A 26,379-nucleotide genomic window follows, 5' to 3' on the forward strand; every position below is an offset into this window, starting at 1 on the left:
GCATGGACGACGATTCCTACGACGCGCTTGACCCGTCCGACCTGTTGGCGACGCTGCCCGGCTACGCCGAGCTGCAATGCCAGTCGAACTTTTCCTTTCTGCAAGGCGCGTCCCACCCCGAAGAACTGGCCGCACGCGCCGCCGAACTGGGCTACGCCGCGCTGGCGCTGACCGACGAATGTTCGCTGGCGGGCGTCGTGCGCGCCCACATGGAAGCCAAGACCCAGAAGCTGCCGCTCATCATCGGCGCCACCTTCCAGCTGCGCGCCGCCCCCGACGCCGCGCCGCTGGGGCTGACCCTGCTGGCGCAAACGCGCGAGGGCTATGGCAACCTGTCGGAGCTCATCACGCTGGCCCGCACCCGCGCGCCCAAGGGCGAATACCGGCTGGGGCCGGATGACTTCACCGATCCGCCCGAGGGCAGCACGCATCTGCGCCACCTGCCCGAATGCCTGGCCATCCTGACGCCCGCCTACGGCACCGACGCCGACCGTCTGGCCGAACAGGCGCGCTGGCTGGCGCGCGTCTTTCCGAACCGCGCCTGGGTGGGGCTGAATCTGCTGTACCGCTCGCGCGACGACCAGCACCGCGCCGCCATCGAACACGCCGCGCAGCAAGCCGAGCTGCCCATCGTGGCGGTGGGCCAGGTGCAGATGCATGTGCGGTCGCGCAAACCGCTGCACGACACGCTGACCGGCATCCGCACCCATCGGCCCGTGTCCCAATGCGGCTACGAGCTATCCGGCAACGCCGAGCAGCATCTGCGCACCCGCATGCGGCTGGCCAACCTCTACCCGCCCGAGGCGCTGGCGCAAACCCTTGTCATCGCGCGCCGCTGCGCGTTTTCGCTGGACGAGCTGCACTACGAATACCCCGACGAAATCGTGCCGCGCGGCCACACGCCCGCCACCTATCTGCGCCAGGAAACCCTGGCGGGCGCCGCGCGCCGCTTTCCCGCAGGCGTGCCGGAAAGCGTGTCCGAGCAGATCGAAAAAGAGCTCGACCTGATCGCCGACCTGCACTACGAAGCCTATTTCCTGACCGTTTACGACATCGTCCAATACGCGCGCAGCGTCGGCATCCTGTGCCAGGGGCGCGGCTCGGCCGCCAACTCGGCCGTCTGCTATTGCCTGGGCATCACCGCGGTCGACCCGGTCCGCGGCAACAATCTGTTCGAACGTTTCATCAGCAAGGAACGCAACGAACCGCCCGACATCGATGTGGACTTCGAGCACCAGCGCCGCGAAGAAGTCATCCAGTACATCTACCGCAAATACGGCCGGCAGCGCGCCGCTCTAACCGCCGTCGTCATCTCCTACCGCCCGCGCAGCGTGCTGCGCGATACCGGCCGCGCGCTGGGCGTGGACCTGGGTGTCATCGACGCCGTGGCGCGCGCCCATCAATGGTGGGACGGCAAAAAGGAAATGCTGCGCACGCTGGGCGCTTGCGGGCTGGACCCGGAATCCCAGGTGGCGCGGCAATGGGCGTCGTTGGCGCAGACGATGATGGGCTTTCCGCGCCACCTGTCACAGCACCCGGGCGGCTTCGTGATTTCACGCGGGAAGCTGTCGCGCCTGGTGCCGATTGAAAACGCCGCCATGCAAGACCGCAGCGTCGTGCAATGGGACAAAGACGACCTGGACGCGCTGAAGCTGCTGAAGGTGGACGTGCTGGCGCTGGGCATGCTGTCGGCGCTGCGCCGCACGCTGGAACTGGCCGGCCAGCGCCGCGGCCAGCCGCTGGCGCTGCAAGACATCCCGGAAGGCGACGACGCCACCTACGACATGATCTGCGACGCCGACACCGTAGGCGTGTTCCAGATTGAATCGCGCGCGCAGATGACGATGCTGCCCCGCCTGCGGCCGCGCAAATACTACGACCTGGTGGTGCAAGTCGCCATCGTGCGGCCCGGCCCCATCCAGGGCGGCATGGTCCACCCCTATCTGCGCCGCCGCCAGGGCAAAGAAAAAGAAACCTATCCCAGCGAAAAGGTGCGCGGCGTGCTCAGCCGGACCATGGGCGTGCCCATCTTCCAGGAACAGGTGATGCAGATTGCCGTGGTGGCCGCCGGCTTTACGCCGGGCGAAGCCGACCAGTTGCGCCGTTCCATGGCCGCCTGGAAACGCAAAGGCGGCGTGGACAAATTCCGCGTCAAACTCGTGGGCGGGCTGCTGGCGCACGGCTACACGCTGGATTTTGCCGAAGCGCTGTTTCGCCAGGTGGAAGGCTTTGGCGAATACGGCTTTCCCGAAAGCCACGCGGCCAGCTTCGCCCTGCTGGCCTATTTCAGTTCCTGGTTGAAGCGCCACGAACCCGAAGCCTTTCTGGCCGCCCTGCTCAATTCCCAGCCCATGGGCTTTTACGCCCCCGCGCAACTGGTGCAGGACGCCCGCCGCCACGGCGTATGCGTGTTGCCCGCCGACGTCACGGTCAGCGGCTGGGATTCCGCCCTGGAAACCTTGCCGCCTGACCACCCCGGCGCCCAACGGCCCGCCCGCCCCCACGCACCGCCCCGTGACGACACCCGCCCCGCCGTCCGGCTGGGCCTGAGCCTGATCCAGGGCATGCGGGAAGACGCCGTCCGGCGCATCGAAACCGCGCGCGCCCAAAGCCCGTTTACCGACACGGGCGATCTGGCGCGCCGCGCCGGCCTCAACCGCCATGACCTGAATGCGCTGGCCGCCGGCGACGCCCTGCGCACGCTCGCCGGCCATCGGCGCCAGGCCAGCTGGGAAGCCGCCGCCAGCGTACACAGCCGCGACCTGCTGCGCGACGCCGCCATCGAAGAAACCCAGGCGCCCCGCCTCTCAGCCCCCTCCGAAAGCCAGACGGTTGCCGCCGACTACCGCAGCGTCGGCCTGACCCTGCATCGCCACCCCGTCGCACTGCTGCGCTCCCAACTCACCGCCCGCAATTTCCAGCCGGCCGAAGTGCTGAACCGCTATCCCAACAAACGTTCGGCACGCGCTTGCGGCATCGTCACCGTGCGCCAACGGCCGCAAACCTCCAAGGGCGTGATCTTCGTCACCCTGGAAGACGAAACCGGCCCCGTCAACGTCGTCGTGCGCCCCGAGCTCATCGAACGCCAGCGCCGCGAACTGCTGGGGGCCACGCTGCTGGGCGTCTACGGCGCCTGGCAAAGCGTAGACGGCGTCCGCCACCTGATCGCCCAGCGGCTGGTGGATATGTCCGATCTGCTGGGCGGGTTGGCGGCGCAAAGCCGGAATTTTCATTGAGGGGTGGGGTGAGGTTAAACCGGTGAATTGCGGGCAGTACCCGTGACATGGGTGTCACGCATCGCGGCAATCCCCGACGCGCGCGGCCTATGCTTTGCGCCTCGACTCACCATCGTTGCCGGGGACCCACTCATGTCGCCATCGCGAATCCATTTCTATCAAGAGCACTTGGCTGACCTGCATCAGGCCTTGGTTCAACATCCGACCGTGCTGAAGCAATTAAGCGGCCGGAACATCCGCCTTGATGGTGTAGCGCTATTGCCCGAGGACACTTTCTCCACGCCCTTCGGCAAAATCTCAGCCTTGGAATTCGCCCGCTTGTTTTTGGTCTTCGACGGCAGCCGCGTGCATCAACAGGCGGAGCACAAATTGGGGCTGGATAATGCGCCACCCGGCCTCTACTACACCGTGGTCAACCCCCGTTTGATACAGGCGCCGTTCAAGAACAAGCTTGGCCTGTATGCACCAGACGCCGGCACCAACTGTCGCCTCATTTACGCGCTGCACATCGACCATTTCTACTTGAGCGCCACGTTGGCGCCCCCTTACCTGGGCCGCTTCGCTTTTGCGCTTTGCGCCATCACGGCCTATCTGTCCGGACTTGTCAGAATATCCCTGATGGCTGCGGGCGGCCTGGGCTACAGCGCCCGCTACATTGGCTATCGGTTCTGGCCGAAACTCGGGTTCGATGCCCCGCTACATACCGGTGAAACCGCTGGGCAAATGCGGTTAACGGGATGCGCCACCGTGCAGGACGTGTTGGCCATTGATGAGGCTTGGTGGATCAGCGCGGGTTCGCAAAGACCTATGGTTTTTGATCTGGCGCCTCATAGCGCCTCCTGGCAAAAGCTAGTACCCTACATCAGCACTCAAATCGCGCCAGGGAGGCTTATATGAATGACCAAACTACGCTGAAATGCGCCAATACGGTTGGCTACGATAAGACTGGCTACGATAAGACTGGCTGCAATAAGACTGGCGGCACTAAGACAGGCCGCCCAACCCAAGCAACGGGCTCAGAAGACATCTCCGCGAAGCCAGGCCGGGTGATCAAGGTCTCCATGAAGGGTATCCCGGTGGTCACGCAGGGCATTTGGGCGGAAATGGTAGCCCGCGCGCGTCAGCCGTCCACGGTCTTCCGTCCTTATCCGATCTTGCCCGACGCAAACTGACTCAGCCCCACCCCCGCTTTCCTTACACCAGGCCCGCCTTGACATCAGATCAACGCGGGTTTTTCATTTTTTGCCACGCTGCTGCCGCACCCCATCACAGCCCGCCACGGCTGGTCTATCATGGCTTTTTTGTCGCGTAGTTGTAAGGAGCTTTACATGATCCGCAAGCTGATCCCCTTCCTCCTGGTTGCCACCCTGAGCGCGTGCGCCAATACCGGGACGTCGTCTTCGTCCAGCCGCGCACCGGCAGCCTCCAGCTCCTCTAGCTCCTCCACCTCGTCCGATTCGTCCGGTGGCGCAACGTATGGCGGGTCTTCGTATGGGTCGTCGTCGAACATGCCCGGCAGCAGCATGGGTGGCGGCAAGACTTGCGACGCGGGCGCGCTGCAAGCGCAGATTGGCCAGAAAGCCAGCCAGTCGGTCATGGAAGATTTGCGTTCGCGCAGCGGCAGCACCACCGCCCGCATCCTGCGCCCGGGCCAATTGGTCACCATGGAATACAACGCGACCCGCCTGAACCTGATCGTGGATGACAAAGATGTCATGACTGCCATCCGCTGCGGCTGATCCCACCGCACTCCTGCCCCGGGGGCCGGCGCCGAGTCCGGCCCGCCGCTAGGCTTGCCCAACGCCGCTAGGCTTGCCCAACGCCGCTAGGCTTGCCCAAGTTTCGCGCTGGACTTGCCCAAGCCGACTCGCCCAAGCCGCCTTGCCCAAGCCCCCTCGCCAAGCCCTCGCCCAGCGCTTCGCGCTATGCCTCGTTCATGGCCGCGGGCGGCACGTGGGGCAGGAATGCCCCCGCCACTTCGAACGCGCATTCCTCGCGCGCAATATCGATCACCCGAGACACGATCGGGTTGACGATATTTTTCTTGTGCACCGCGTAGTAATTGATGGTCGGCAAGTCCGGCTGCACGTTCAGCTGGCAGAGCGCGCCGCGTTCGACCAGCGGCGCGAAATACGCGCCCGGCAGATAGCTGATGCCCAGGCCCAGCATGGTCAGCTGCGCCATCATCCCCAAGCTATTGCACGTCAGCACGCGCTTGACCGGCAGGCCCTGCTCGGCGAACCAGGCGTCATACAGGTGCGACAACGCGGAATTCGTGGGTTGTGAAATCACCGGATACGGCGCCAGATCCTGCGGCGTCAGCTGCGTCGAAAAATCGATATCCAGCGCAGGGCTGGCCATCCAGACGTTGGTGACCGCGCCCAAGTGCGTGCAGTCGTACTGATAGCTCCAGAACGGGCCCGGCATGATGGCCAGGTCCAGCTGGTCTTGCTCCAGCCGTTCGTAGAGCGTGATGCCGCCATCGATTTCCGGCATCAACTGCACGCGCGGGTAGCGCAGGCTGATCTGGTTGATCAGCCGCGCCAGCCAGGTCATGCCGACGAGTTCGGTCACGCCCAGCCGCACCACGCCTTCGAAGCTGGCCGGGTCGGCCATGTTCTGCACGATGCGGCTGTTCAAGTCGAGCATTTCGCGCGCCAGTTCGAACAGCTTGCGGCCCTGCGGGGTCATCAGCAATTTCTTGGCGCGGCGTTCAAACAAGGGCGAACCGGCAAAAGCTTCCAGTTCGCCCACCCGCTTGGCCACCGCCGATTGGGTGGTGTGCAATTTTCGGGAAGATGCGCTGAAGCTGCCAAGTTCGGAGCTCCAGTAAAAAGCCTCTAGCTGCTTAAGGGTGTACATCGCGGCGGTCGATGCGAAACGCATGGAAACCCTCACCTTACCATCGCCGCCGCGCTGTCCGACCCGGCCTTAGCCGCGCGGATGCAGGATGTCGGCCAGGAAGCGCTGCGCGCGCGGATGCGACGGCGCGCTGAAGAAGCGCTCGGGCGTGTCCATTTCCAGGATCTCGCCGCCGTCCATGAAGACCACGCGGTCGCAGACGTCGCGCGCGAAACCCATTTCGTGGGTCACGCACACCATCGTCATGCCGTCCTTGGCCAAGCCCTTCATCACTTGCAGCACTTCACCGACCATTTCCGGGTCAAGCGCGCTGGTGGGCTCGTCAAACAGCATCACCGGCGGTTGCAGGGCCAGCGCCCGCGCAATGGCCACGCGCTGCTGCTGGCCGCCCGACAACGCCCCCGGGTAGGCATCAATCTTGTGCGCCAGGCCCACGCGATCCAGCAGGCTTTTCGCGAGTTCCACCGATTCCTTGCGGGATTGCTTGCGGATGTTCACCGGCGCGAAGAGCACGTTTTCCAGCACGCTCATGTGCGGAAACAGGTTGAACTGCTGGAACACGAAACCAATCTTCTGGCGCAGCGCGTTCAGGTTGGCGCCCTTCTGATAAATGTCTGCGCCGTCGATCAGGATGCGGCCTTTTTCGATGGGCTCCAGCCGGTTGATCGTGCGGATCATGGTCGACTTGCCCGAGCCCGACGGCCCGCACACCACCAGCACTTCGCCCCGCGACACCGCCAGGTCCACGTCCTTCAGCACGTGATGCGCGCCGTACCACTTGTTCACTTTTTCAAGCTTGATCATGTTTGTTCCTTTAAGCCATGGCGCGCGAGCGGCGGATACGCAGGTCCAGCCAGCTCAAGCCGCGGCTCAGGCTGAAGCACACCAGGAAATAGATGATGGCCAGGATGCCGAACACCTGTAGCGGCTGGGTCAGCACCAGGTTGTTGACCTGGTTGGCCGCGAAGGTCAGTTCATTGACGCTGATGACATAGCCCAGCGACGTTTCCTTGATGGTCGACACGAACTGGCTGGTCATGCTGGGCAGCACGTTAAAGAGCGCTTGCGGCAGCACCACTTTGCGCATCGTCGTCCAATAGCCCACGCCCAGCGAGCGCGACGCCTCGATCTGACCGCGCGGCACCGCCTCGATGCCCGACCGGATCACCTCCGACAGATACGCGCTTTCATAGACGACCAGCGCGAAGATCAACGTCCAGAAGCCGCTGACGACCTGGCCCGTCAACTTGGGCACCACAAAGTAGGCCCAGAAGATCAGCATCAGTAGCGGCATGCCGCGCACCACGTTGACCAGCGCCTTGCTGGCCACGCGCAGCCAGCCAAACGGGCTGACACGCGCCAGCGCGATCAACAACGCCAGCGGCATCGACATCGCCAAGCCCAGCGCGGCCAGAATCAGCGTGAGCGCCAGGCCGCCCAAGGGGCCGTTGGGGTATTGGCCGACCAGCAGCGTCGGCCAGTATTGCAGTAGCAGATCAAGCACCGTGGCCTCCGCGATTCAGACGATAACGGGCGTAGATGCGCGATCCCAGCGCCATGATCAGGAACGATCCCAGCAGGTACATGATCGTCGCCGCGCCGAAGGTGGCAAAGGTGCGATAGGTTTCGTTTTCGATCTCGCGCGCCTGGTAGGTCAGCTCCATCACCCCAATCGCCATGGCGACGCTGGTGTTCTTGAACAGCAGCAGCGCGCGGCCCACCAGCGGCGGAATGGAAATGCGCAGCGCTTGCGGCACGATCACGAAGCGCATGCATTGCAGATAGCTCGCGCCCAGCGCGCGCGCCGCCTCGAATTGCGTGCCGGGAATGGCGCGCAGGCCGCTGCGGATGTCTTCGGCGATGTAGGCCGCCGACCCCAGCCCCAGCGCAATCGCCGCCAGCGACATCTCGGCGTTATGGTCGTACAACCACAGGCGCACGCCTTCCGGCAGCAGTTCGGGCATGCCGAAATACCAGAACAGCACCTGCACCAGCAGCGGCACGTTGCGGTGGTATTCCACATAAGCGTCGACCACCCAGCGGCACGGCGCCAGATTGGTCGCGCGCACCACCACCAGCGTCACCGCGATGGAAAACGCCAGCACCCAGGCAACCAGAAACAGTTGCACGGTGATGGCCATGCCGCTGAGCAGCAGCTGGTATTGGGAAGCGTCAAGTAGGCTCATAAAGCAGTCAATCTCCAACAATCGCGCGGACCACGCCAAACGTCACGGTTTCCAACCGCCCGCCTGGGCAGGCGCCGGAAACCGTGACGGGGCATTCGGGCCTTGGATACGGGCCTAGATACGGGCCTCGGGGCCTAAATACGGGCCTCTAAACACGGGCCTTCATACCGGTTCTGGCCGAGATCCGCGCTGGGGTTCGCGCTTCAGCCGGCGATGGGGCCGATCTTGAAACCGCGTTCCAGCTTGTAAGGCGTTTCTGCGCCGAACCACTTGTCGAACAGCTTGGCTGCGGCGCCCGAGCTTTCGGCCTCGTCCAGCGCCTGGTTCACCGTTTGCAGGAAACGCGGTTCGGACTTGCGCACGCCCAGACCCCACGGCTCGTCAAACACCGACTTGGCGATGACGGTGACGGGCGCCGTCGGCGGGCTTTGCAGCACCAGACGCGCCAGCACCAGCTCCGACGCAAACTGCGCGTCCACCTTCTTTTGCTGCAAGGCCAGGTACGTGGCCGAGCTGTCGCCATAGCCAATGACCTGGGACTTGTCCAGAATGCGCTTGATTTCGCGTTCCGAGCTGGAACCCTTGGTGGCGCCAACACGGCGGCCGTTCAGGGCTTCAATGCTGTCAAAGCCCGAATCCTTGCGCACCAGCAGCTTTTGCGGGCTGACGTAGTAGGCGTGGCTGAACGCGATCTGTTCGGCGCGGTCGGGCGAATAGCCCAGGTTGGCCGCCAGAATATCGACGCGCCCTTCATTCAGTTCCGGCACGCGCGCCGCCACCGACAGCAGCTTGTAGCTGACCTTGACGCCCAGCTTGTCGGCGACGAGCTTGCACACGTCCACGTCGTAGCCCACCAGTTGGCGCGTGGCGCCGTCCTGGAAGCTGAACGGCTGCGACGTGCCCAGCGTGCCGCAGACGAGTTCGCCGCGCGCCTTGATGTCGTCGATCTGATCGGCCTGGGCGGCAGCGCCCAGCGTCAGCGTGGCCAGGCCCAGGCAGGCCGCGAAAAGAGAGTGGCGTTTCATGCGTGATTCCCCTTGTCTGATTTGTGTGGTGGTCGTACGGAATGAATGGGCGCGGCGCGGGCTCAGGCCAGCTTGGCGCAGGCGTCGCGAATGGCCGAGCAGCCTTGCTTGATGTCATCAAGCGACGCCGCGAACGACAGCCGGAACGTGCCCGGCGCGCCGTAAGCATGGCCGTCGATGACGGCAACGCCGGCTTCGCGCAGCAGGTAATGCGTCAGGTCGGTGTCGGTGGCGATCACGTCGCCCGCAGGCGTCTTCTTGCCCAACAGGCCCGAGCAATCCGGGAAGACGTAGAACGCGCCTTGCGGCACAACAATCGCCAAGCCCGGCGTGCCGGACAATTCGGCAATCGCCAGGTCGCGGCGTTCGCGGAACACCTTGGCGAATTCGGCCACGCAGTCCTGCGGGCCTGACAACGCTTCCAGCGCCGCCGCCTGGCTCACGGACGACGCGCCCGACGTGCTTTGCGATTGCAGAATGGCCATCGCCTTGATCAATTCGTCAGGCGCCGCGCCGTAGCCGATGCGCCAGCCGGTCATCGCGTAAGCCTTGGACACGCCGTTCACGACCAGCGTGCGGGCGGCCAGTTCCGGCGCCACTTGCAGCGGATGCACGGTGGCTTCGCCCGTGAAATTCAGGCGGGCGTAGATGTCGTCCGTCATCAGCCAGACGTGCGGATGGCGCTTGAGCACTTCCGTCAGGCCGCGCAGTTCTTCGGCGGTATAGACCGAGCCCGTCGGGTTGCTGGGCGCGTTCATCATCAGCCACTTGGTGCGCGGCGTGATGGCGCGTTCCAGCGCGTCCGGGGTGACTTTGTAATCGGTGGCGGGCGACGTTTCCACGGCGACCGGCACGCCGCCGTTCACCAGCACCATGTCCGGGTACGACACCCAGAACGGCGCAGGGATCAGGACTTCATCGCCGTCATTCAGCGTGGCGGCCAGGCCATTGAAAATCACCTGCTTGGCGCCGGTGCTGACGATGATCTGCGACACCGGGTAGTCCACGCCCGTCGCCTCCAGCAAATGGCCGCGGGCGGCCTTGCGCAGCGCAACCGTGCCTTGGGCCGGCGGGTATTTGGTTTCGCCGCGGTTCATGGCGGCGGTGGCGGCCTGGCGGATATGTTCCGGCGTAGAAAAGTCCGGCTCGCCAATCGTCAGGTCGATGATGCGGCGGCCTTGCTCGCGCAGTTCAGCGATGATGGCGCGCGCGGCAACGCTGGGCGACAGCTTGATGCGCTTGATGCGGTCGGCAACGATGCTCATTTGGTGGCTCCCATCTTCTCGGCCAGCGTCTTTTCCAGCCAGGGCTTGGTGTAGGTGCCGGCGCGCAGCTTTTCCTTGGCCACGGCTTCGTCGGCTTCCTTCTTCTGCGCCAGGGCCAGCACGGCGGCGGCGTGTTCGGCGGGAATCACCACCACGCCATCGGCGTCGCCCACGACCACGTCGCCCGGGTTGACCACCTGGCCGCCCACGGACACGGGCACATTGATTTCACCGGGGCCATCCTTGTACGGCCCCTTGTGCGACACGGCGCGCGCGAAGCAGCCGAATTCGCCTTGGGCAAACACGTCGAAGTCGCGCACGGCGCCGTCGATCACGAAGCCTTCGATGCCGCGCGATTGCGCGTCCATCATCATCAGTTCGCCAACCAGCGCGTTGCTGGTGTCGCCCGAGCCGTCGACCACGATGACGTCGCCCGCGCCACCCAGCGAAATTGCCTTGTGGATCATCAGGTTATCGCCGGGGCGGGTCTTGACGGTGAGCGCCAGGCCGACGGTGCGGCGCGTGGCGGCATGCATCGGGCGCAGGCCCGACACACCGTACAGGCGGTTCATGCAGTCGCTGATCTGGGCCGAGCCAATCTGGGCAAAGCCCGCCAGCACGTCAGCGGCGACGGCCTGGGCGGGCCGGGAAAGAATGCGATATCCGATGGGATTCATAAGGAAAGTCAGGGGTAAATGCGTGAGGCGATTAAGCGAACATGCATTACAAAGCCCCCCATGCCTTTCCTCAAAACGATATAAATTCCCAGCGATCCAGGAATTTTATTCGTACATAACAGCGATTAGGGTATTCCCTTATTCGTGATTGCCCATTCAGTCGTCGCCGCCGCTGATAGCTTGGCGGGCTTCCGCCAACGCCACCGTCAAATTCTGGACTTTCTTTTTCAACTGATCGCGTTCCTCGGTCACACGCGTCAGCACGCCACGCAGGCGCGCGACCTCGGCGGGCAGGTCCTCGATGCTTTCAATCGGCACCTCGGGCGGCGCTTCGCGGGGCGGCGGGGCTTTGGCCAGACGCACTTCGCGCGCGGCCTGTTGCAGCTCTTTCCTGCCTCCGGCGACGGCGGCGGCCTGACGCTCGGGCGGCAAGGACGCGACCGCAGCGGCGGCGTTGATCGAAATCGCCCCCGCTTTTACCGCCTGCACCAGTTCCGGCGCGGCTTCCTTCTGGATTTTTTCGATCTGGCCCAGCGTGTTGCTGCTGATCCGGGCGGCGCGCGCCAAGGCCTGACGGCTGGGCACGGGCGGCGTCCACGAGATATTCGGCGGCAGGCGCGGGGCGTTGTCGGCGCTGGACGCCCCCGCTTCGTCTTCGTCCCAAGGCGGCGAGCCATCAGCCGGAACGCCGTCGGCGACGGCAGCGTCAGCCGGCGCACTGCCTTCGGGCGGCGTGCGCGCCAGCAGAATTTCCTTCTTGCGCAAGGCGAGCACCCCGCGCTGGAAGTCCGACACGCTGCGCCGGCCCAGATGGTTTTCGATCATCCACAGATGCACGTCTTCCATCGACTTGAACGCCGTGTTCTGACGCGTCTGGAATTCGATGCCGTGCTTTTTGCAAATGGCGTAACGGTTGTGGCCGTCCACCAGCAGATCGCCCCACAGCACCAGCGCGTCGCGGCACCCTTCAGCCAGCAGGCTGCGTTCCAGCGCCTCGTGCTCGTCTTCGGTCAAAGGGTCTATATAGGCGCGCAGGCCCTCGTCAATCCTGATATCCATGATGTCCAATAGGTTTCTTGCCAACTTCCGCTACGTCAGCCCCTGGCCGCGCAGCAGATCCTGAATGGCCGCCAGCCGCGCCACGGGGTCGGTCAGGCCCAGTAACACGGCCTTGTCGTCCGGCGGCAGTGGCAGCATCTCGCACCAGCGGTCTGCCACCCAGCCGCTGTCATCCAGCCGGTACGGCGGCGCCAGCGGCATCCTTTCAGCGGGAACGCCCTCTTGCTGCCATTGGGCCACCAGACGCCCCAGCGCATCGGCGCTGGGCTGCATGGCCGCTGGCACGGGCGTGGGCGGGTCGTCGGCGATGGGCTCGGTCTGGCCCATCCAAAGGCCGTATTTTGCCACCTCGCTGGAAAGCAGCCGAAAACGGCTCGTGCCCACGCAGCGCACTTGCAGCAAGGCGGGCATCGGGGCTTCCCATGACGCGATGCGCGCCATCGTGCCCACGGGCGCCAGGGTCTCCACGCCCTCGGGCGTGCGGACCTCTCTGCCCGCCAGCAGGCCCACCACGCCGAACTCGCTGCCCTCCGCGATACAGCGGCGGATCATATCCAGGTAGCGCACCTCGAAAATACGCAGGTGCAGCACGCCGGCGGGAAACAGCGCATTGGATAAGGGGAACAGCGGAATCAGCGCCATGGCTGTCTCCTACGTGACGTCGAAGGCGGCGTCCACCGGCACTTGCATGGCCGTCACCATCGCATTCGTTTGCGCCGCCATGCCTATCACTGACAGCAGTTCGGCGTGCTGGACATCGGTCATGCCCTTGGCCCGGGCGGCGGCCGTGTGCGAATGCACGCAGTACGAGCAGCCGTTGGCGGTGGATACCGCGATGTAGATCATTTCCCGCACCAGCGGCGAGAGTTCGCCGTCGGCCATCATCACCTGCTTGAGCTGCGCCCACACGCGTTGCAATTGCGGCGGGTCATTGGCCAGCGCGCGCCAGAAATTGTTGACGAAATCCGACTTGCGGGTTGCGCGAATATCTTCGAACACCGCCCAGGCTTCCGGGTGCTTGCGGACCTCATCGTCCGATAACAATTTGACCGTGCTCATGCCGTGGTTCCTATGGGTTAAGGCCGTTCAGGGCCGAAAATGCGCGGGGCAAGCTACAGTGCAAGCAGTCGCCAGGCCCGCCGGCAGCGTGAATCGGGCCTTCCATCATAGATCGGCCACGGCCCGGTCCCCACACGGGAAACATCATGCCCCAACTCTCCGCCTACCTCAGCTTCGACGGCAACTGCGCCGACGCCATGCACTTCTATGAACGCGTGCTGGGCGGCCGCATCGAGGCCCTGATCCGCTACGCCGACGCCCCCGCCGACGCCGCCATGCCCGCCCTGTCGCCCGACGACGCCGAACGCATCATGTACGCCCGGCTGGCGCTGGACGAACAAACGCTGCTGGCCAGCGACGCCACGGCAGGCCACCCCTACCCCGGCAAAAAAGGCATGGCGCTGGCGCTGGTCTACCCCACCGTTTCTGACGCGCAACGCGTGTTCGAACAACTGGCCGACGGCGGCAACGTCACGATGCCGCTGCAAAAAACGTTCTGGGCGGAAGCCTACGGGGCGCTCATCGACCGGTTTGGAACGCGTTGGATGCTAAGCGGCGGCAGATTGACGCAGTGACGCGGCAAACGCCCCACCGCTTTTAAATCTTTTGCATTCTTCCACGCGAACCTTGCAGTAATCTGGCAGCGCTCCATTCCACAGGAAGCGCCCGCCATGACATTTCTTGCCAGCGCCACGTTGCTACGCCGCCGCGACGGCCATGAAGCCCGCGTCACCTTCGTCGAGCTGTTCTTCGACCTGGTTTACGTGTTTGCCGTCACCCAGTTGTCGCACAGCCTGCTGCACGACCTGACGCTGATGGGCGCGGTGCAAACGCTGGTGCTGTGGTTCGCCGTGTGGCTCGGGTGGCAATACACCTGCTGGGTCACGAACTGGTTCAATCCCGACGCCATCCCCATGCGCATCATGCTGTTCGCGGTGATGCTGGTAGGCCTGATCGCCGCCGCCGTGCTGCCCGGCGCGTTCGGCGAAAACGGGCTGATCTTTGCCATCTGCTATGCGCTGATCCAGGTGGGCCGCACGGTCTTCATCGTGCTGCACCTGGGCCGCAACCATCCGCTGGCCGATAACTTCCGGCGCATGCTGGGCTGGTTGAGCATTTCCGCCGTGCTGTGGATTGCGGGCGGTCTTGCGTCGGGGCAATGGCGTCTGGCGCTGTGGATACTGGCCGTGGCCTGCGAATACATTTCGCCCATGATCGGCTTCCGGCTGCCCGGCATGGGGCGGTCGACCACCCGCGACTGGACGATCGAAGGCGGCCACCTGGCCGAACGCTGCCAGTTGTTCGTGATTGTGGCGCTGGGTGAAACGCTGCTGATCACGGGGGCCACGCTGGGCGAGCACCCGCATTGGGACATCCCCACCTTGATTGCGCTGCTGGTCGCCTTCCTGGGAACGGCCGCCATGTGGTGGGTGTACTTCGACACCAGCAGCAAGGACGGCAGCGAGGCCATCGTGCACTCCAACGACCCGGGGCGTATCGGCGCGTATTTCCACTATGTGCACGTCATTCTGATTGCGGGTGTGATCGTGTCAGCCGTGGCCAACGAGCTGGTCATTCTGCACCCGGATGGCCGCATCACCACGCCCGCCGCCGCCGCGCTGATCGGCGGTCCGGCGCTGTACCTGGTGGGTAACGCCATCTACAAGACGGTGGTGTATGCGCGCTTTCCGCTGTCGCACGTGGTGGGGCTGGTGTTGCTGGCGGTGCTGGCGCCCGTGTCGTTCGTCACCGACAACCTGATGGTGGGCGGCCTGACCACGCTGATCATGATGGTCGTAGCCGTGTGGGAAAGCGTGTCGCGGCGGGATCAAGCGCGCCGTTTGCCGAACACGGATTTCGGCGTACGCCCATGAAACCGCGTGAACGCCGCGCTGAAATTGGCCGGGTGCCGATAGCCCACGCGATACGCCGCCTGCGCCACCTGGCAGCCCGTTTCCAGTAGTTCCCACGCGCGGCGCATGCGCAGTTCGGTCAGCAAGCGATGCGGGCTGGTGCCGTACAGCTTGCGGAACCCCTCTTTCAGCTTGAACTCGTTCAGCCCTGTCGACAGGCACAGATACTGCACGGTCAGTTCGCGGTCCATCTGCGTTTGCATCAACGCGCGCGCGGCTTCCAGGCGCCCGATATCGGCCTGGCTGAGCCGGCCCGCTTCGGGCATCGGTTCCAGCCCGCGCAATTGCCGCGACAACAACGTCAGCGCCCGGATATGCGCATCCAGCGGGTCTTCCCCTGACGCCAATTCCTGGGCCGACGCCATCAGTTCCGCCGTGGTCTTGCCGTGCGACAGGCGCCGCAAGCGGCCCTCGCCCAGCAGGCTTTCCGCGCGCGCGTCGCCCGCGTAACGGCGCAGCACCTGTTCCCCCACCAGCAGCCGCAGCTGCGACACCGTGGCGCCGCCCAAATAGCGGCGTTCACCTTGCGCGCGCTGAAACGTCGTGACGGTGGTGGTGCCGCCCCGAAAATCCAGCGCCGCGCCGTCAGCGCCCTGGTAGGCCGACACGCCCTGCATCGCCAAGGTGATCACCAGCGTGCGCGCGCCATACCCGGCGGCATTCTCTTCGATCAGGTCGCGCGACGGGGTGTATTGCGAATGCACCAGCGTCAGGCCGTCGTCCAGCTCCATCCGATCCGCATGGCAGTCACCCAGATCCGACGGCAAGGCAAGGCGGCGCCAACCCGCACGCGGGCTCGCGTCTGGCTGGGCCAACAAGGAAGAAACACGGATGGACATGAGGCGTTATCCGTTTTGAATACGGAAGGCTCCGGAATGCATACGGATGTGAATGATAGTTGTTCTCATAAAGAAATACCATCGTTCGGGACGGCTGCACCACCGTAGCGGCCGCGACATTTGCACGAGAAGCCCGCGTTGAAGTCCGCTCGTGAAGTCCGCTCGTGAAGCCCGCTCGTGAAGTCCGCTCTTGAAGTCCGCACTGGAAGCCCGATGATGCCCCCTCCCGCCCGTCTTACGCCCCTAGCCTGGGCGCTGCTCTGCCTGACCGCCCTGCCCACCGCCCTCGCCGCCCCCGCCGCGCACGCGCAGCCGTCCGCCGAACTGCCCGCCATCACCGTCACCGCCGACAAGCAGGAACGCGCGCTGGAAGATGTGCCGTCCAGCCTGTCCGTGTATGACGGCGACATGCTGGACGCCCAAGGCATCCACAACGTCGAAGCCTTGCAGACCATCACACCCGGCCTGAGCTTCCAGCCGTTCGGCCAGGCCGGCGTCAATTCGCCCGTGATGCGCGGGCTTTCCGCCAATTTCTTTTCGTTCTCGACCTCGACATTATTGGTAGTGGATGGCGTGCCAACCCTGACGGCGCAAGGCTACGACGACCAGTTGCTGGGCATCGACCGCGTTGAAGTGCTGCGCGGCCCGCAGTCCACGCTGTACGGCCGCAACGCCGAAGCCGGCGTCATCAACATCCACACGCGCCAGCCCGACAACACCTTGCGCGGCCAGGTGTCCGCCGAGATCGGCAGCCGCGACTTGCGCGTCATGCGCTTCGATCTAAGCGGCCCGCTGGTTGAAGACCGCCTGTACGCCAGCGTGGCCGGCACCTGGCGCAGCCAGCACGGCTTTATCGACAACACCTACACCGGCCAACGCGAAGACGACCGCGAACTGCGCAACGGCAAAATCGCGTTGCGCTGGACGCCGTCGGCCCACACCGACGCCACGCTGCGCTACGCGCAGGTGGACTACCGCGACGGCGCGGCCTTGTGGGGCTCGCCCACCGCGCCGCGCGACACGGTGGCCTCTGGCACGCCCAGCTGGAACCACTCCATCGGCCGCAGCGCGTCGCTGGCCGTGCGCCACGACTTCGATACCGGGCTGCGCCTGTCATCCGTCACGGCGTGGAACAACTTCCGCGACCGCGTCCAGCAAGACACCGATTTTCTGCCCGCCGACCTGCTGCACATTGCACGCGACCACGAGTTCAGCAATGTGTCGCAAGAGCTGCGGCTGGAAGGCGATTGGAACCGCACGCACTGGCTGGTCGGCCTGTACGCCGATGGCGACGACCACGACCTGCGCAACACGCAAAAGATGCCGATGGGCCTGACCGAAAGCGTCGTCAACCTGCGCGGCAACTCCACCGCGGCGTTCACGAACTGGACCGTGCCGCTGGCCGAGCGCTGGACGCTTGAAGCCGGCGCGCGCATCGAACGTGACCGCGTCCGATTCCGCCCGCAAGGCGCCGACGCGCGCCGCGCCGACTGGACCCGCGCCACGCCCCGCATCGCCCTGCAATACGCCTTTGCGCCGCGCCAGCAAGTCTATGCGTCCGTTTCCGACGGCTTTCGCGCAGGCGGCTTCAACGTGTTCTCGCCCGCTGCGAACTACGCGGCCTATCAACCCGAAACCTTGCGCTCGTACGAAATCGGCGCCAAGGGGTGGCTGCCCGGCAACCGGCTGCGCTATTCCAGCGCGTTCTACGTCATGAGCGTGAAGAACATGCAGGTGCAGCAGATGCCCGTGCCGGGCCTCGTCTACGTGACCAACGCGGCGTCGGCGCGGTCCATCGGCGCGGAATTCGAACTGGAATACCTGCTGGGCGATGGCTGGTCGATGCAAGCCGGGCTTGGCCTGAACCGCACGCGCTTCTCAAGCTTCATGGACGGTGCAGCCGACTACAGCGGCAATCAGAACCCCTTCGCGCCGCGCATCAACGGCTATATCAGCGCCCGTTACGACGCGCCCGCCGGCTGGTACGCGCAAGCGTCACTGACCGGCACCGGCCGCGTGTACCTGGACTCCGCCAACCGCTACACCCGCAACGGCTACGGCCTGGTCAACCTGGCGGCCGGCGTCACCGTGCGGCAGATGGAAATCTCGGGCTACGTCAATAACCTCGCCAACCGCCGCTACGACGCCGTGGGCTATCAGAACGGCATCGTCACCGTGTATAGCCCGCCGCGCGAAGTCGGCATGCGCTTCACCTGGCGCATCTAACAAGGACGCTTATGAACCCGCACACTTCCCACCCCATGCAGCGCTATTGGGACCTGACCGCCGCCCCCATCCAGGCCGCAGCGCTGGACACCGCGCTGGAGCTCGGCCTGCTTGACCGCCTGACAGAACCGGCCAGCGCCGCCGACGTCGCCCATGCGCTGGCGCTGCGCCCCGCGCAAACCGCGCATCTGCTGGACATGCTGTGGAGCCTGGACCTGCTGCACCGCATCGACGGCGACCCGGTGCAATACCTGTGCCAGCCGGAAGCGCGCAAACATTTCTGCCCGGGCCAGCCAGACTACTGCGGCGACGCGTGGCGTTATCGCCGCCGCGCGCTCACGCATTTCAGCGAACAGATGGGAGATCAATTGCGGGCAGACGGCCCGCCCATCGAACCGTACGTGCAAACCAACGCCACCGGCTGGGCGCAGGCCGCGCGCGTGCAGATCGCCCAGGAACAACGCGCCATCGCCGTCGCCGCCGCCGGCCATGCCATGGCGTGCGTGCCCGGCGCCGCCCATGCGCGGCGCATTCTGGACCTGGGCGGCGGCCCGGGTCTGATCGGGATATCGCTGGTGCAACGCTGGCCGGATGCCACCGGCGTGGTGTTCGACTGGCCCGAGACCGCTGCCGTCGCGCAAGAGAACATCATTGCTGCGGGTTTGTCGGAGCGCATGACGGTGATCGGCGGCGACCTCGCCGCCGACCCCGTCGGCCAAGGCTACGACTTGATCTGGTGCTCGTCGGTGCTGCACTTCCTGCCGGACGCGCCCGCCGCGCTGCGCAAGATGCACGATGCGCTAGCGCCCGGCGGGCAGTTGGTCATGGTGCACGCCGAAGTGCCTGCGGATGCCCACGCCGCCGCCCGCGTGCTGCCGTACTACCTGCCGATGATGCTGCTGGGTCGGCGCGTCACGCGCGCAGGCGAATTGCATCAGGCGCTGGTGGATAGCGGATTCACCGACGTGCGCGGCTTTGATTCCGACCGTTTCCCGATGGCGCCCGTACACGTATTGACTGCCAGTAAGGCGCACGCATGAGTCCATCGTTACGCAACGGTTTGCGCCAGGCGCTGTTCGGCTGGCTGAATCTGGCGCTGACCGCGCCCGGCGTCTATCTGTGGCTGGGCTTGCCGCTGGTGCTGCGCCAGCACGGCTGGTCCGGCACGGCCATCGGCCTGTTCCAACTGGCCAGCCTGCCCACCGTGTTCAAGTTCCTGCTGGCGCTGCCGCTGGACCGGCCGCGGGCGGGGCGCGGCAGGCGCGGCACAAGTCGCACAAGTGGCACAAGCGGCTCGTTCGGCACCCACTGCTCCCGCTACCGCGGCTGGGCCGTCGCCTTGCTGCTGATCTACGCAGCGGTGCTGTGCGCGCTGGGCTGGCGCGATTTGCTGGATGACAAGCGCGTGCTGTTTGCTTTGGCCACGGCCGCGGCGCTGGCCGGCACCTGGGCCGACGTGCCGGTCAACGCGTTGGCGATTCGCGTACTGCCCGCATCCAGCCGCGCGTGGGCCGGTGGCATCCGGTCGATGGCGCTATGCCTGGGCGCCATTGCGGGCGGCGGCCTGATGCTGGTGGCGCACGCGCGCTGGGGCTGGCAGGCGCCCTTCGCGATCATGGCGGGCGCGCTGGCGCTGGGCGCGGTGTGGACGGCGTTCGTCAGGGAAGACGGCGGCACGGTTGATGATGCGCCGGCGCTGAATACCGCACTGGTCGTGGCCTACTTCAAGCGTGATGACACGCGCCGCTGGCTGCCGCTTTTGGCATTGCTGTTTCCGTTCATCGGATCAGGGTGGTTCTTCTTGAAGCCGCTGCTGCTGGATCAGGGGCTGGCGCCGGAGCGCGTGGCATGGCTCGTCGGTGTGGCCGGTGGCGGGGTCGGCGCGCTGGCCAGCGCGGCGTCGGCACGCAGCAGCAAGCGCTGGCGTCCCGCCGTGACCGTGCCTGGGCATGCCGCGTTCGGTTGCGCCGCCCTGCTTGCGCTGACCGCCGCCGTCACGCTGCATGCGCCGCCCGCGGTGTTGATCGCTTGCGCCATGGGCATCGCCGCCGCCATGGGCGCCACCGCCGCGCTGGCGTTCAGCCTGATGATGGCGCACGCCCGGCCCGGTTTGCAGGCGCTGGACTATGGCATTCAATCCAGCGTGTTCTCGCTGACGCGCATACTGGTGCCGCTGGCGGCCGGGGTATTGATGGATGCCGCCGGGCAAGGCGCAATGCTGGCCGCGTTGGCGGCGGCGTCGGCGGGCGTGCTGCTGCTGGCGCTGCGTACCAGCGCAAAATTGAGGCTCTTACCCCGGCTATGACACGGGCTATGACACGGGCTCTGACCCAGGCTATGACGCTGACTATGGCCCGGGCTATGACCCGCCCTCGTCTTGCATCACCCCCCCGGCCGATGCAAGGCCAGCACATCATGCAGCGATTGCGCTGCGCGTTGCATCACCGGTACGGCGCGCAGCAGATCGTCCAGCATCACGCGCGCGGTCGGCGCATGGCAGGCCACGGCGGCCACCACGCGGTCTTCGCCGTCTCTTACGGGCACCGCCACCGCGCTCATACCGCGCACGAACTCTTCGTTGTCGATTCCGATGCCGCGCGCGGCCAGGCGTTCCAACTCTTCTTCCAACTGCGCCGGGTCCGTCAAGGTGCGCGGCGTGTTGCGCGTGAGCGGTAACCGCGCCAGCACGCGGCCGCGTTCCAGCCGGCTCATCGACGCCAGAAACAGCTTGCCGCTGGCCGTGCAGTGCATCGGCACGTGGCTGCCTACGGAAAAGAACAGACGCAAGGGCTCCGACGTTTCCACGCGTTCCATATAGACCACGCGGTCGCCGTCGGGCGCCGTCAGGTTGCAGGTTTCACCCAAGGTGCCAACCAGTTGCGCCAGCACCGCTCGGCAGGCGCGCGTGAATGCCGACGCGCGCAACGTCGCCAGCGCCAGCGAGGTGGCTTGCGGCCCCGGCACAAAGCCGTGCTCGGTGGGGGTGGCCGCCACAAAACCCGCGCGCTGCATCGCGGCCAACAAACGCATCAAGGTGGTCTTGGGCATGTCCAGCCGTTGCGCCAGTTGCGCCAAGGTGGGCGGATGCTGCGCGCGCGCCAGATGCTCCAACACGATCAGCGCGCGTAACGACCGCGCGGCCTCTTGCTGTTGGGCGGCGGGTTCCGGCGGCTCAGCGGTCTCCGTCGATGCTGCACTGCGATTTTGAAACCGAAGTTGCATGTTCCGTTCCATTTGTCTGCCCCCACGCGTGTTGTGCTTTGTTCTACGCGCCTGCTTCCTAGAATCGCCACAGATCCCGGCCACTTGGCACACCGCGCCAAGCCGGCGGGACCGACCCAGTATATAAGTGCGCCTCGCTGCGGCAAGCAGGGAAAACGCGCCGTACCGCCCGGGTTTCCCGCCCGGGCGACAACAGGGAGACAAGGCGATATGTCCGATACCGTGGATGTCATCGTGGTGGGCGCCGGCTCGGCCGGATGCGTGATGGCCAACCGGCTAAGCGCCGACGGCACGCACGCCGTCTGCCTGCTCGAAGCCGGCCCCCGGGACACGTATCCGTGGATACACATCCCCATCGGCTACGGCAAGACCATGTTCCACAAAGTGGTGAACTGGGGCTACTACACCGACCCCGACCCCAACATGCTCGGCCGCCGCATCTACTGGCCGCGCGGGCGCACGCTGGGCGGGTCCAGCGCCATCAACGGGCTCATCTATATTCGCGGCCAACGCAGCGACTACGACGCCTGGGCCGATGCCGGCAACCCCGGCTGGCGCTGGGACGACTGCCTGCCCTACTTCCGCAAGCTGGAAACCAACGACTTGGGCGCAGGGCCCACGCGCGGTCTCAGCGGCCCCTTGAACGCGACCTCCATCAAAACGCCACATCCGCTGGTCGAAGCGCTGATCGCCGCAGCCGGCACGCTGGGGGTGCCGCACTTACGGGACTTCAACACGGGCGAGCAGGAAGGCGTGGGCTATTACCAGCTGACGACGCGCAATGGCCGCCGCTGCTCCACCGCCGTCGCCTACCTGCGCCCCGCCGAAGACCGGCCCAACCTGCGCGTGGAAACCGATGCGCACACCATGGCCATTCTGTTCGAAGGCGGCCGCGCCTGCGGCGTGCGTTACCGGCAAGGCGGACACATCCGCACGCTGCGCGCGCGCCGTGAAGTGGTGCTGTGTGCGGGCGCGCTGCAATCGCCGCAGCTGTTGCAGCTGTCCGGCGTGGGGCCTGCCAAGCTGCTGCACGAATTCGGCATTCCTGTTGTGCGCGACCTGCCCGGTGTCGGTGAAAACCTGCAAGACCATTTGCAGATCCGGCTGATCTACGAGACCACCCAGCCCATCACCACCAACGACCAACTGCGCAGTTTGCACGGCCGCGTCGGCATGGGGCTGCAATGGCTGCTGTTTCGCAGCGGGCCGCTGGCGGTGGGCATCAACCAGGGCGGCCTGTTCTGCCGTGTCGACCCCGCCAGCCGCACGCCCGACACGCAATTTCACTTTGCCACGCTGTCGGCCGACATGGCGGGCGGCAAGGTGCACCCATTTTCGGGCTGCACGTATTCGGTCTGCCAGTTGCGCCCAACGTCACGCGGCCACGTCCGCCTGCGCAGCACCGACCCCTTTGCGGCGCCCGCCATGCAGCCCAATTACTTGTCCACGGAATTGGACCGGCGCATGACGGTAGCCGCCGTGCGCTATGCGCGGCAAGTGGCCGCCACCGAACCGCTGGCGGGCCTGATGAAGCGGGAATTCCGCCCAGGCCCTGACGTGCGCACCGACGACGAGATTCTGCATTTCTGCCGCGAGTACGGGGCCACCATCTTCCACCCGTCCGGCACCGCCAAGATGGGTCCGCGCAGCGATCCGATGGCCGTCGTAGACGAACGCCTGCGCGTGCATGGCGTGGCCGGACTGCGCGTAGTGGACTGCTCCATCATGCCCACGCTCGTCTCGGGCAATACCAATGTGCCGGTGGTGATGCTGGCCGAACGCGCGGCCGACTTCATGCTGGAAGACTTCAAACAGGCGCAGCGGCAGGCGGATTCGGTCGCCGCCTGAGCGTATTACCCATTACCCATTACCCCATTCATTACCCACTCCCCACTCCCCACTCCCCAGGACGCATCCCATCCCGAAACCCCTAAGCCAGTAAGGCGCGCGGCAACGCAGAATGCCCCGCCCCACCAAAGGAGACTGCAATGCCCAAGCAAAATGAAGCCGCGGTACGCAAAGTCGTCACGGCGTCACTCATCGGCGCCACCATCGAGTGGTACGACTTCTTCCTCTACGGTGTCGTGGCCGGCATCGTGTTCAACAAGCTGTACTTCCCCACCGGCGACCCGCTCGTCTCCACCATGCTGGCCTACACCACCTTCGCGGTGGGCTTTGTGACGCGCCCCTTGGGCGGGCTGATCTTCGGCCACTTCGGTGACCGCATTGGCCGCAAAAGCATGTTGGTGATGACGCTGATGATCATGGGCGTGTCCACGTTCCTGATCGGGCTGGTGCCCACTTACGACAGCATCGGCGTCTGGGCGCCTATCCTGCTATTGCTGCTGCGCGTGTTCCAGGGCATCGGGCTGGGCGGCGAATGGGGCGGCGCGGTGCTGATGGCCTACGAATACGCGCCGCCTGGCAAAAAGGGGTTTTACGCGTCGCTGCCGCAGATCGGGCTGGCGATTGGCCTGTGCCTGGCGTCCGGCACGGTGGCGCTGCTGTCCACCTTGCTGACGGATGAGCAGTTCATGGCCTGGGGCTGGCGCGTGGCGTTCCTGGCCTCGGCAGCCATGGTGCTGGTTGGCATGTACATCCGGCTGAACATCAAGGAAACACCGGAGTTCACCGCCGTCAAAGCCAACAACGCCGAAAGCCGCATTCCGTTTTTCGACATGCTCAAGCGTTATCCGGGCAATGTTTTCAAGGGCATGGGCGCGCGCTACATCGACGGCGTGTTCTTCAATGTGTTCGGCGTGTTCTCGATTTCGTACCTGACGCAGACCGTGCAAATTACCCGCACAGAAGCGCTGACGGGCGTGATGGCGGCCGCCTTGGTGATGTGCTTTTTCATCCCTTTCTTTGGCCGGCTATCCGACCGCATCGGCCGCACCCGCGTGTACTTCTGGGGTGCGCTCATCACGGCGCTGGCGTCGTTCCCCGGCTTCTGGCTGATGCTGAACAGCCAGGGCAGCGTGATGCTGATCTGGCTGGCCATCATCATTCCCTTCGGCATCTTCTACGCCGCCGTGTACGGACCCGAGGCCGCGCTGTTCTGCGAGCTGTTTGACGCCAAGGTGCGCTACACGGGCATCTCGTTCGTCTATCAGTTCTCGGGCATCTTTGCGTCCGGCATCACGCCCATCATCGCGACTGCGCTGCTGAAAACGGGCGGCGGGCAGCCGTGGCTGATCTGCCTGTACGTGTTGTTTGCCGGCGCGGTATCGGCGTGGTGCGCATGGCTGATCGGGCGCGGCAAGCCCGCCGAAGACCCGGTCGTGCAGTCTTCGGCGCCGCTGGCGCGCCCGGGGCTGCGCAAGGCGTAACCCCGATCCGCCTGTGTCAGTCGGCTTGTGCGACGGGCGGCTGGACGCCCGTCCACCCACCGCCCAGCGCCTTGAACAAGGTCGCCAACGCGATCTGGCGCTGGGTGCTGACTTCGATGTAGGTCAGCTGATCCGTAAACGCGCTGCGCTGCGCGTCCAGATAACGCAAGTGGCTATCCACGCCGCCGCGATAGCGGGCTTCGGACAAGCGCATCGCTTCCTGACTGGACTGGGCCAACGCCAGGCGCGACGCCTCTTCGCGGCGCAACGTGTCCGTGGCCGCCAACGCATCGGCCACTTCCTTGAACGCAGTCTGGATCGTCTGCTCGTACTTCGCCACCGCAATGTCGCGGCGCACGGTCGCCAGATCCAGGTTGGCCACGTTGCGTCCGCCCGAGAAAATCGGCAGCGTGATCTGCGGCGTGAACGACCACGCGCGCTGGCCGCCATCGAACAGATTCGACAGGTCGGCGCTGGACGATCCAAACAATCCCGTCAGCGTGATGCTGGGAAAGAACGCCGCGCGCGCCGCGCCGATGCTGGCGTTGCGCGATTGCAGCTGATGCTCGGCTGCAAGAATGTCTGGCCGGCGCTCCAGCAATTCCGATGGCGCGCCCGCGGCAAGTTCTTGCACCAGCACGGGTGACGTCGCCAGCTGTTTCGGCAAGTACGGGCTCAGGTCATTCACGCCCACCAGCAGGCCCAGCGCATTGCCCGCCTGGCGGACCTCGCGGTCCATACGCTCGCGTTCGGCGCGCGCCTGTTCCGTCAAGCCCAGGGCTTCCTGGTAGTCCAGCGCCGTGGCGGTGCCGGCCTGACGCCGTTTCACGATCAGTTCCAGCGACGCCTCGCGGCTGGCCAGCGTCTGCTCGGTTACCAGCATCCGGCGCTGGGCGCTGTCGCGGGTCAGATAGGCCTGAATCACTTCGGCCACCAGGCTGATACGCGTGCTGTGCGCCGTTTCCTCGGTGGCGAAATATTCCTGCAACGCGGCGTCAGACAAGCTGCGCACGCGGCCGAAAAGATCGATCTCGAAGGACGTCAGGCCAATGCCCGCCTGATAGCTGCTTTGCACGCCGGCGCTGCCGGTGCTGTTCAAATCGCCCGGCACCCGCTGGCGCGTGCCCGTGCCTTGCGCATTGATGCCCGGCAGGCGGTCGGCGCGTTCGATGCGGTACTGCGCGCGCGCCGCTTCGATGTTCAGCACCGCCTGGCGCAGGTCGCGGTTGTTGTCCAGCGCCAGCGTCACCAGTTGGCGCAGCGGCTCGTCGGTGACGAAGGCTTGCCAATCCAGCGTGCCGGCGGCAGACGGTGCGCCGGTCGATACCGCGGCGGTCGATGGAGCCGACGCCCCCGGCTGGCCGAACTGCGTGGGAATGGGCGCATCGGGCCGTTGGTAAACCGGCGCCATCGAGCACCCGGCCAGCGCCGCCGTCAGAATCAGAGCCCCCAGGCTCCGGGGAAAATTCATTTGCATCATG

24 protein-coding genes are annotated in these 26,379 nt (G+C 65.5%); 11 read left to right on the forward strand and 13 right to left on the reverse strand.

The features are described 5' to 3' along the window. Positions 1 to 2: 2 nt before the first annotated feature. The 4 genes from HV765_RS05815 to HV765_RS05830 all read left to right on the forward strand — a co-directional run bounded on the left by HV765_RS05815 (position 3) and on the right by HV765_RS05830 (position 4,975). Complete coding sequence (locus HV765_RS05815) at positions 3 to 3,236, forward strand: error-prone DNA polymerase (RefSeq protein WP_217483339.1); 3,234 nt, start codon at positions 3 to 5, stop codon at positions 3,234 to 3,236. A 132-nt stretch (positions 3,237 to 3,368) separates the two neighbouring features. Then, positions 3,369 to 4,133 carry a hypothetical protein gene (locus HV765_RS05820; RefSeq protein ID WP_175169079.1) on the forward strand — a complete coding sequence of 255 codons (765 nt, stop codon included), beginning with the start codon at positions 3,369 to 3,371 and terminating at the stop codon, positions 4,131 to 4,133. Then, positions 4,130 to 4,408 (forward strand): hypothetical protein, encoded by a 279-nt coding sequence (locus HV765_RS05825; RefSeq protein ID WP_175169080.1) that lies wholly within the window; start codon positions 4,130 to 4,132, stop codon positions 4,406 to 4,408. Before HV765_RS05820 ends, HV765_RS05825 begins: the two co-directional genes overlap by 4 nt. A gap of 156 nt (positions 4,409 to 4,564) precedes the next feature. Further along, entirely contained in the window at positions 4,565 to 4,975 is a 411-nt protein-coding gene (locus HV765_RS05830; RefSeq protein ID WP_175169081.1) for an I78 family peptidase inhibitor, read from the forward strand. A gap of 184 nt (positions 4,976 to 5,159) precedes the next feature. Here the strand turns inward: HV765_RS05830 and HV765_RS05835 are convergent, their stop codons facing one another. The 10 genes from HV765_RS05835 to HV765_RS05880 form a co-directional block, all read right to left on the reverse strand. Then, positions 5,160 to 6,122 carry a LysR family transcriptional regulator gene (locus HV765_RS05835; RefSeq protein ID WP_254600460.1) on the reverse strand — a complete coding sequence of 321 codons (963 nt, stop codon included), beginning with the start codon at positions 6,120 to 6,122 and terminating at the stop codon, positions 5,160 to 5,162. A 45-nt stretch (positions 6,123 to 6,167) separates the two neighbouring features. Then, complete coding sequence (locus tag HV765_RS05840) at positions 6,168 to 6,902, reverse strand: amino acid ABC transporter ATP-binding protein (protein WP_175169082.1); 735 nt, start codon at positions 6,900 to 6,902, stop codon at positions 6,168 to 6,170. Between the two features lie 10 nt (positions 6,903 to 6,912). Next, positions 6,913 to 7,602: an amino acid ABC transporter permease gene (locus HV765_RS05845; RefSeq protein WP_054421595.1), complete on the reverse strand. Its 690-nt coding sequence runs from the start codon at positions 7,600 to 7,602 to the stop codon at positions 6,913 to 6,915. After that, the gene (locus HV765_RS05850) at positions 7,595 to 8,284 is read right to left on the reverse strand and encodes an amino acid ABC transporter permease (RefSeq protein WP_054421592.1); all 690 of its coding nucleotides are present in this window, start codon (positions 8,282 to 8,284) and stop codon (positions 7,595 to 7,597) included. Before HV765_RS05850 ends, HV765_RS05845 begins: the two co-directional genes overlap by 8 nt. A 203-nt stretch (positions 8,285 to 8,487) precedes the next feature. Then, entirely contained in the window at positions 8,488 to 9,309 is an 822-nt protein-coding gene (locus tag HV765_RS05855; RefSeq protein WP_054421589.1) for an ABC transporter substrate-binding protein, read from the reverse strand. A 62-nt stretch (positions 9,310 to 9,371) separates the two neighbouring features. Beyond that, on the reverse strand, positions 9,372 to 10,574 hold the full coding sequence (locus HV765_RS05860; protein WP_175169083.1) for an aminotransferase class I/II-fold pyridoxal phosphate-dependent enzyme: 1,203 nt from the start codon (positions 10,572 to 10,574) through the stop codon (positions 9,372 to 9,374). Further along, positions 10,571 to 11,251: an RraA family protein gene (locus tag HV765_RS05865; protein ID WP_175169084.1), complete on the reverse strand. Its 681-nt coding sequence runs from the start codon at positions 11,249 to 11,251 to the stop codon at positions 10,571 to 10,573. Before HV765_RS05865 ends, HV765_RS05860 begins: the two co-directional genes overlap by 4 nt. Positions 11,252 to 11,407: 156 nt before the next feature. Then, positions 11,408 to 12,310: a hypothetical protein gene (locus HV765_RS05870; protein ID WP_175169085.1), complete on the reverse strand. Its 903-nt coding sequence runs from the start codon at positions 12,308 to 12,310 to the stop codon at positions 11,408 to 11,410. A 30-nt stretch (positions 12,311 to 12,340) separates the two neighbouring features. Beyond that, complete coding sequence (locus HV765_RS05875) at positions 12,341 to 12,952, reverse strand: LON peptidase substrate-binding domain-containing protein (RefSeq protein ID WP_054421583.1); 612 nt, start codon at positions 12,950 to 12,952, stop codon at positions 12,341 to 12,343. Positions 12,953 to 12,961: 9 nt separating this feature from the next. Continuing rightward, the gene (locus HV765_RS05880; RefSeq protein ID WP_175169086.1) at positions 12,962 to 13,369 is read right to left on the reverse strand and encodes a carboxymuconolactone decarboxylase family protein; all 408 of its coding nucleotides are present in this window, start codon (positions 13,367 to 13,369) and stop codon (positions 12,962 to 12,964) included. A gap of 146 nt (positions 13,370 to 13,515) precedes the next feature. Here HV765_RS05880 and HV765_RS05885 point away from each other — a divergent pair, with 146 nt between their 5' ends. Then, positions 13,516 to 13,944 (forward strand): VOC family protein, encoded by a 429-nt coding sequence (locus HV765_RS05885; protein WP_054421580.1) that lies wholly within the window; start codon positions 13,516 to 13,518, stop codon positions 13,942 to 13,944. Between the two features lie 96 nt (positions 13,945 to 14,040). Next, positions 14,041 to 15,243: a low temperature requirement protein A gene (locus tag HV765_RS05890; RefSeq protein WP_175169087.1), complete on the forward strand. Its 1,203-nt coding sequence runs from the start codon at positions 14,041 to 14,043 to the stop codon at positions 15,241 to 15,243. Here HV765_RS05890 and HV765_RS05895 read toward each other — a convergent pair. Beyond that, positions 15,198 to 16,121 (reverse strand): helix-turn-helix transcriptional regulator, encoded by a 924-nt coding sequence (locus HV765_RS05895; protein WP_175169088.1) that lies wholly within the window; start codon positions 16,119 to 16,121, stop codon positions 15,198 to 15,200. The genes HV765_RS05890 and HV765_RS05895 overlap by 46 nt on opposite strands. Before the next feature lie 216 nt (positions 16,122 to 16,337). Here HV765_RS05895 and HV765_RS05900 point away from each other — a divergent pair, with 216 nt between their 5' ends. The 3 genes from HV765_RS05900 to HV765_RS05910 are packed head-to-tail and all read left to right on the forward strand — an operon-like array spanning position 16,338 to position 20,652. After that, the gene (locus HV765_RS05900) at positions 16,338 to 18,347 is read left to right on the forward strand and encodes a TonB-dependent receptor (RefSeq protein ID WP_420840107.1); all 2,010 of its coding nucleotides are present in this window, start codon (positions 16,338 to 16,340) and stop codon (positions 18,345 to 18,347) included. 11 nt (positions 18,348 to 18,358) lie between these two features. Further along, positions 18,359 to 19,387 (forward strand): methyltransferase, encoded by a 1,029-nt coding sequence (locus HV765_RS05905; protein ID WP_175169089.1) that lies wholly within the window; start codon positions 18,359 to 18,361, stop codon positions 19,385 to 19,387. After that, positions 19,384 to 20,652 carry an MFS transporter gene (locus HV765_RS05910; RefSeq protein ID WP_175169090.1) on the forward strand — a complete coding sequence of 423 codons (1,269 nt, stop codon included), beginning with the start codon at positions 19,384 to 19,386 and terminating at the stop codon, positions 20,650 to 20,652. Before HV765_RS05905 ends, HV765_RS05910 begins: the two co-directional genes overlap by 4 nt. A 77-nt stretch (positions 20,653 to 20,729) precedes the next feature. Here HV765_RS05910 and HV765_RS05915 read toward each other — a convergent pair whose 3' ends face one another. Then, on the reverse strand, positions 20,730 to 21,581 hold the full coding sequence (locus HV765_RS05915; protein WP_175169091.1) for an IclR family transcriptional regulator: 852 nt from the start codon (positions 21,579 to 21,581) through the stop codon (positions 20,730 to 20,732). Between the two features lie 198 nt (positions 21,582 to 21,779). Here HV765_RS05915 and HV765_RS05920 point away from each other — a divergent pair, with 198 nt between their 5' ends. Continuing rightward, complete coding sequence (locus HV765_RS05920; protein ID WP_175169092.1) at positions 21,780 to 23,417, forward strand: GMC family oxidoreductase; 1,638 nt, start codon at positions 21,780 to 21,782, stop codon at positions 23,415 to 23,417. A gap of 140 nt (positions 23,418 to 23,557) precedes the next feature. Then, entirely contained in the window at positions 23,558 to 24,898 is a 1,341-nt protein-coding gene (locus tag HV765_RS05925) for an MFS transporter (protein WP_175169093.1), read from the forward strand. A 16-nt stretch (positions 24,899 to 24,914) separates the two neighbouring features. Here HV765_RS05925 and HV765_RS05930 read toward each other — a convergent pair whose 3' ends face one another. After that, positions 24,915 to 26,378 (reverse strand): efflux transporter outer membrane subunit, encoded by a 1,464-nt coding sequence (locus HV765_RS05930; RefSeq protein WP_420840101.1) that lies wholly within the window; start codon positions 26,376 to 26,378, stop codon positions 24,915 to 24,917. Position 26,379: the final 1 nt, after the last annotated feature.

The sequence above is a fragment of the Achromobacter kerstersii genome, from assembly GCF_902859595.1.
In the GTDB taxonomy this organism is placed as follows: Bacteria; Pseudomonadota; Gammaproteobacteria; order Burkholderiales; family Burkholderiaceae_B; genus Achromobacter; species Achromobacter kerstersii.

Excerpts from the sequence above, each read along its gene's own strand:
- HV765_RS05910 (WP_175169090.1), top strand. The coding sequence starts at position 19,384 with ATGAGTCCATCGTTACGCAACGGTTTGCGCCAGGCGCTGTTCGGCTGG.
- HV765_RS05835 (WP_254600460.1), bottom strand. The coding sequence starts at position 6,122 with ATGCGTTTCGCATCGACCGCCGCGATGTACACCCTTAAGCAGCTAGAG.
- HV765_RS05850 (WP_054421592.1), bottom strand. The coding sequence starts at position 8,284 with ATGAGCCTACTTGACGCTTCCCAATACCAGCTGCTGCTCAGCGGCATG.
- HV765_RS05865 (WP_175169084.1), bottom strand. The coding sequence starts at position 11,251 with ATGAATCCCATCGGATATCGCATTCTTTCCCGGCCCGCCCAGGCCGTC.
- HV765_RS05885 (WP_054421580.1), top strand. The coding sequence starts at position 13,516 with ATGCCCCAACTCTCCGCCTACCTCAGCTTCGACGGCAACTGCGCCGAC.
- HV765_RS05905 (WP_175169089.1), top strand. The coding sequence starts at position 18,359 with ATGAACCCGCACACTTCCCACCCCATGCAGCGCTATTGGGACCTGACC.
- HV765_RS05900 (WP_420840107.1), top strand. The coding sequence starts at position 16,338 with ATGCCCCCTCCCGCCCGTCTTACGCCCCTAGCCTGGGCGCTGCTCTGC.
- HV765_RS05915 (WP_175169091.1), bottom strand. The coding sequence starts at position 21,581 with ATGGAACGGAACATGCAACTTCGGTTTCAAAATCGCAGTGCAGCATCG.
- HV765_RS05830 (WP_175169081.1), top strand. The coding sequence starts at position 4,565 with ATGATCCGCAAGCTGATCCCCTTCCTCCTGGTTGCCACCCTGAGCGCG.
- HV765_RS05930 (WP_420840101.1), bottom strand. The coding sequence starts at position 26,378 with ATGATGCAAATGAATTTTCCCCGGAGCCTGGGGGCTCTGATTCTGACG.
- HV765_RS05855 (WP_054421589.1), bottom strand. The coding sequence starts at position 9,309 with ATGAAACGCCACTCTCTTTTCGCGGCCTGCCTGGGCCTGGCCACGCTG.
- HV765_RS05870 (WP_175169085.1), bottom strand. The coding sequence starts at position 12,310 with ATGGATATCAGGATTGACGAGGGCCTGCGCGCCTATATAGACCCTTTG.
- HV765_RS05875 (WP_054421583.1), bottom strand. The coding sequence starts at position 12,952 with ATGGCGCTGATTCCGCTGTTCCCCTTATCCAATGCGCTGTTTCCCGCC.
- HV765_RS05820 (WP_175169079.1), top strand. The coding sequence starts at position 3,369 with ATGTCGCCATCGCGAATCCATTTCTATCAAGAGCACTTGGCTGACCTG.
- HV765_RS05860 (WP_175169083.1), bottom strand. The coding sequence starts at position 10,574 with ATGAGCATCGTTGCCGACCGCATCAAGCGCATCAAGCTGTCGCCCAGC.
- HV765_RS05825 (WP_175169080.1), top strand. The coding sequence starts at position 4,130 with ATGAATGACCAAACTACGCTGAAATGCGCCAATACGGTTGGCTACGAT.
- HV765_RS05815 (WP_217483339.1), top strand. The coding sequence starts at position 3 with ATGGACGACGATTCCTACGACGCGCTTGACCCGTCCGACCTGTTGGCG.
- HV765_RS05925 (WP_175169093.1), top strand. The coding sequence starts at position 23,558 with ATGCCCAAGCAAAATGAAGCCGCGGTACGCAAAGTCGTCACGGCGTCA.
- HV765_RS05880 (WP_175169086.1), bottom strand. The coding sequence starts at position 13,369 with ATGAGCACGGTCAAATTGTTATCGGACGATGAGGTCCGCAAGCACCCG.
- HV765_RS05890 (WP_175169087.1), top strand. The coding sequence starts at position 14,041 with ATGACATTTCTTGCCAGCGCCACGTTGCTACGCCGCCGCGACGGCCAT.
- HV765_RS05840 (WP_175169082.1), bottom strand. The coding sequence starts at position 6,902 with ATGATCAAGCTTGAAAAAGTGAACAAGTGGTACGGCGCGCATCACGTG.
- HV765_RS05895 (WP_175169088.1), bottom strand. The coding sequence starts at position 16,121 with ATGTCCATCCGTGTTTCTTCCTTGTTGGCCCAGCCAGACGCGAGCCCG.
- HV765_RS05920 (WP_175169092.1), top strand. The coding sequence starts at position 21,780 with ATGTCCGATACCGTGGATGTCATCGTGGTGGGCGCCGGCTCGGCCGGA.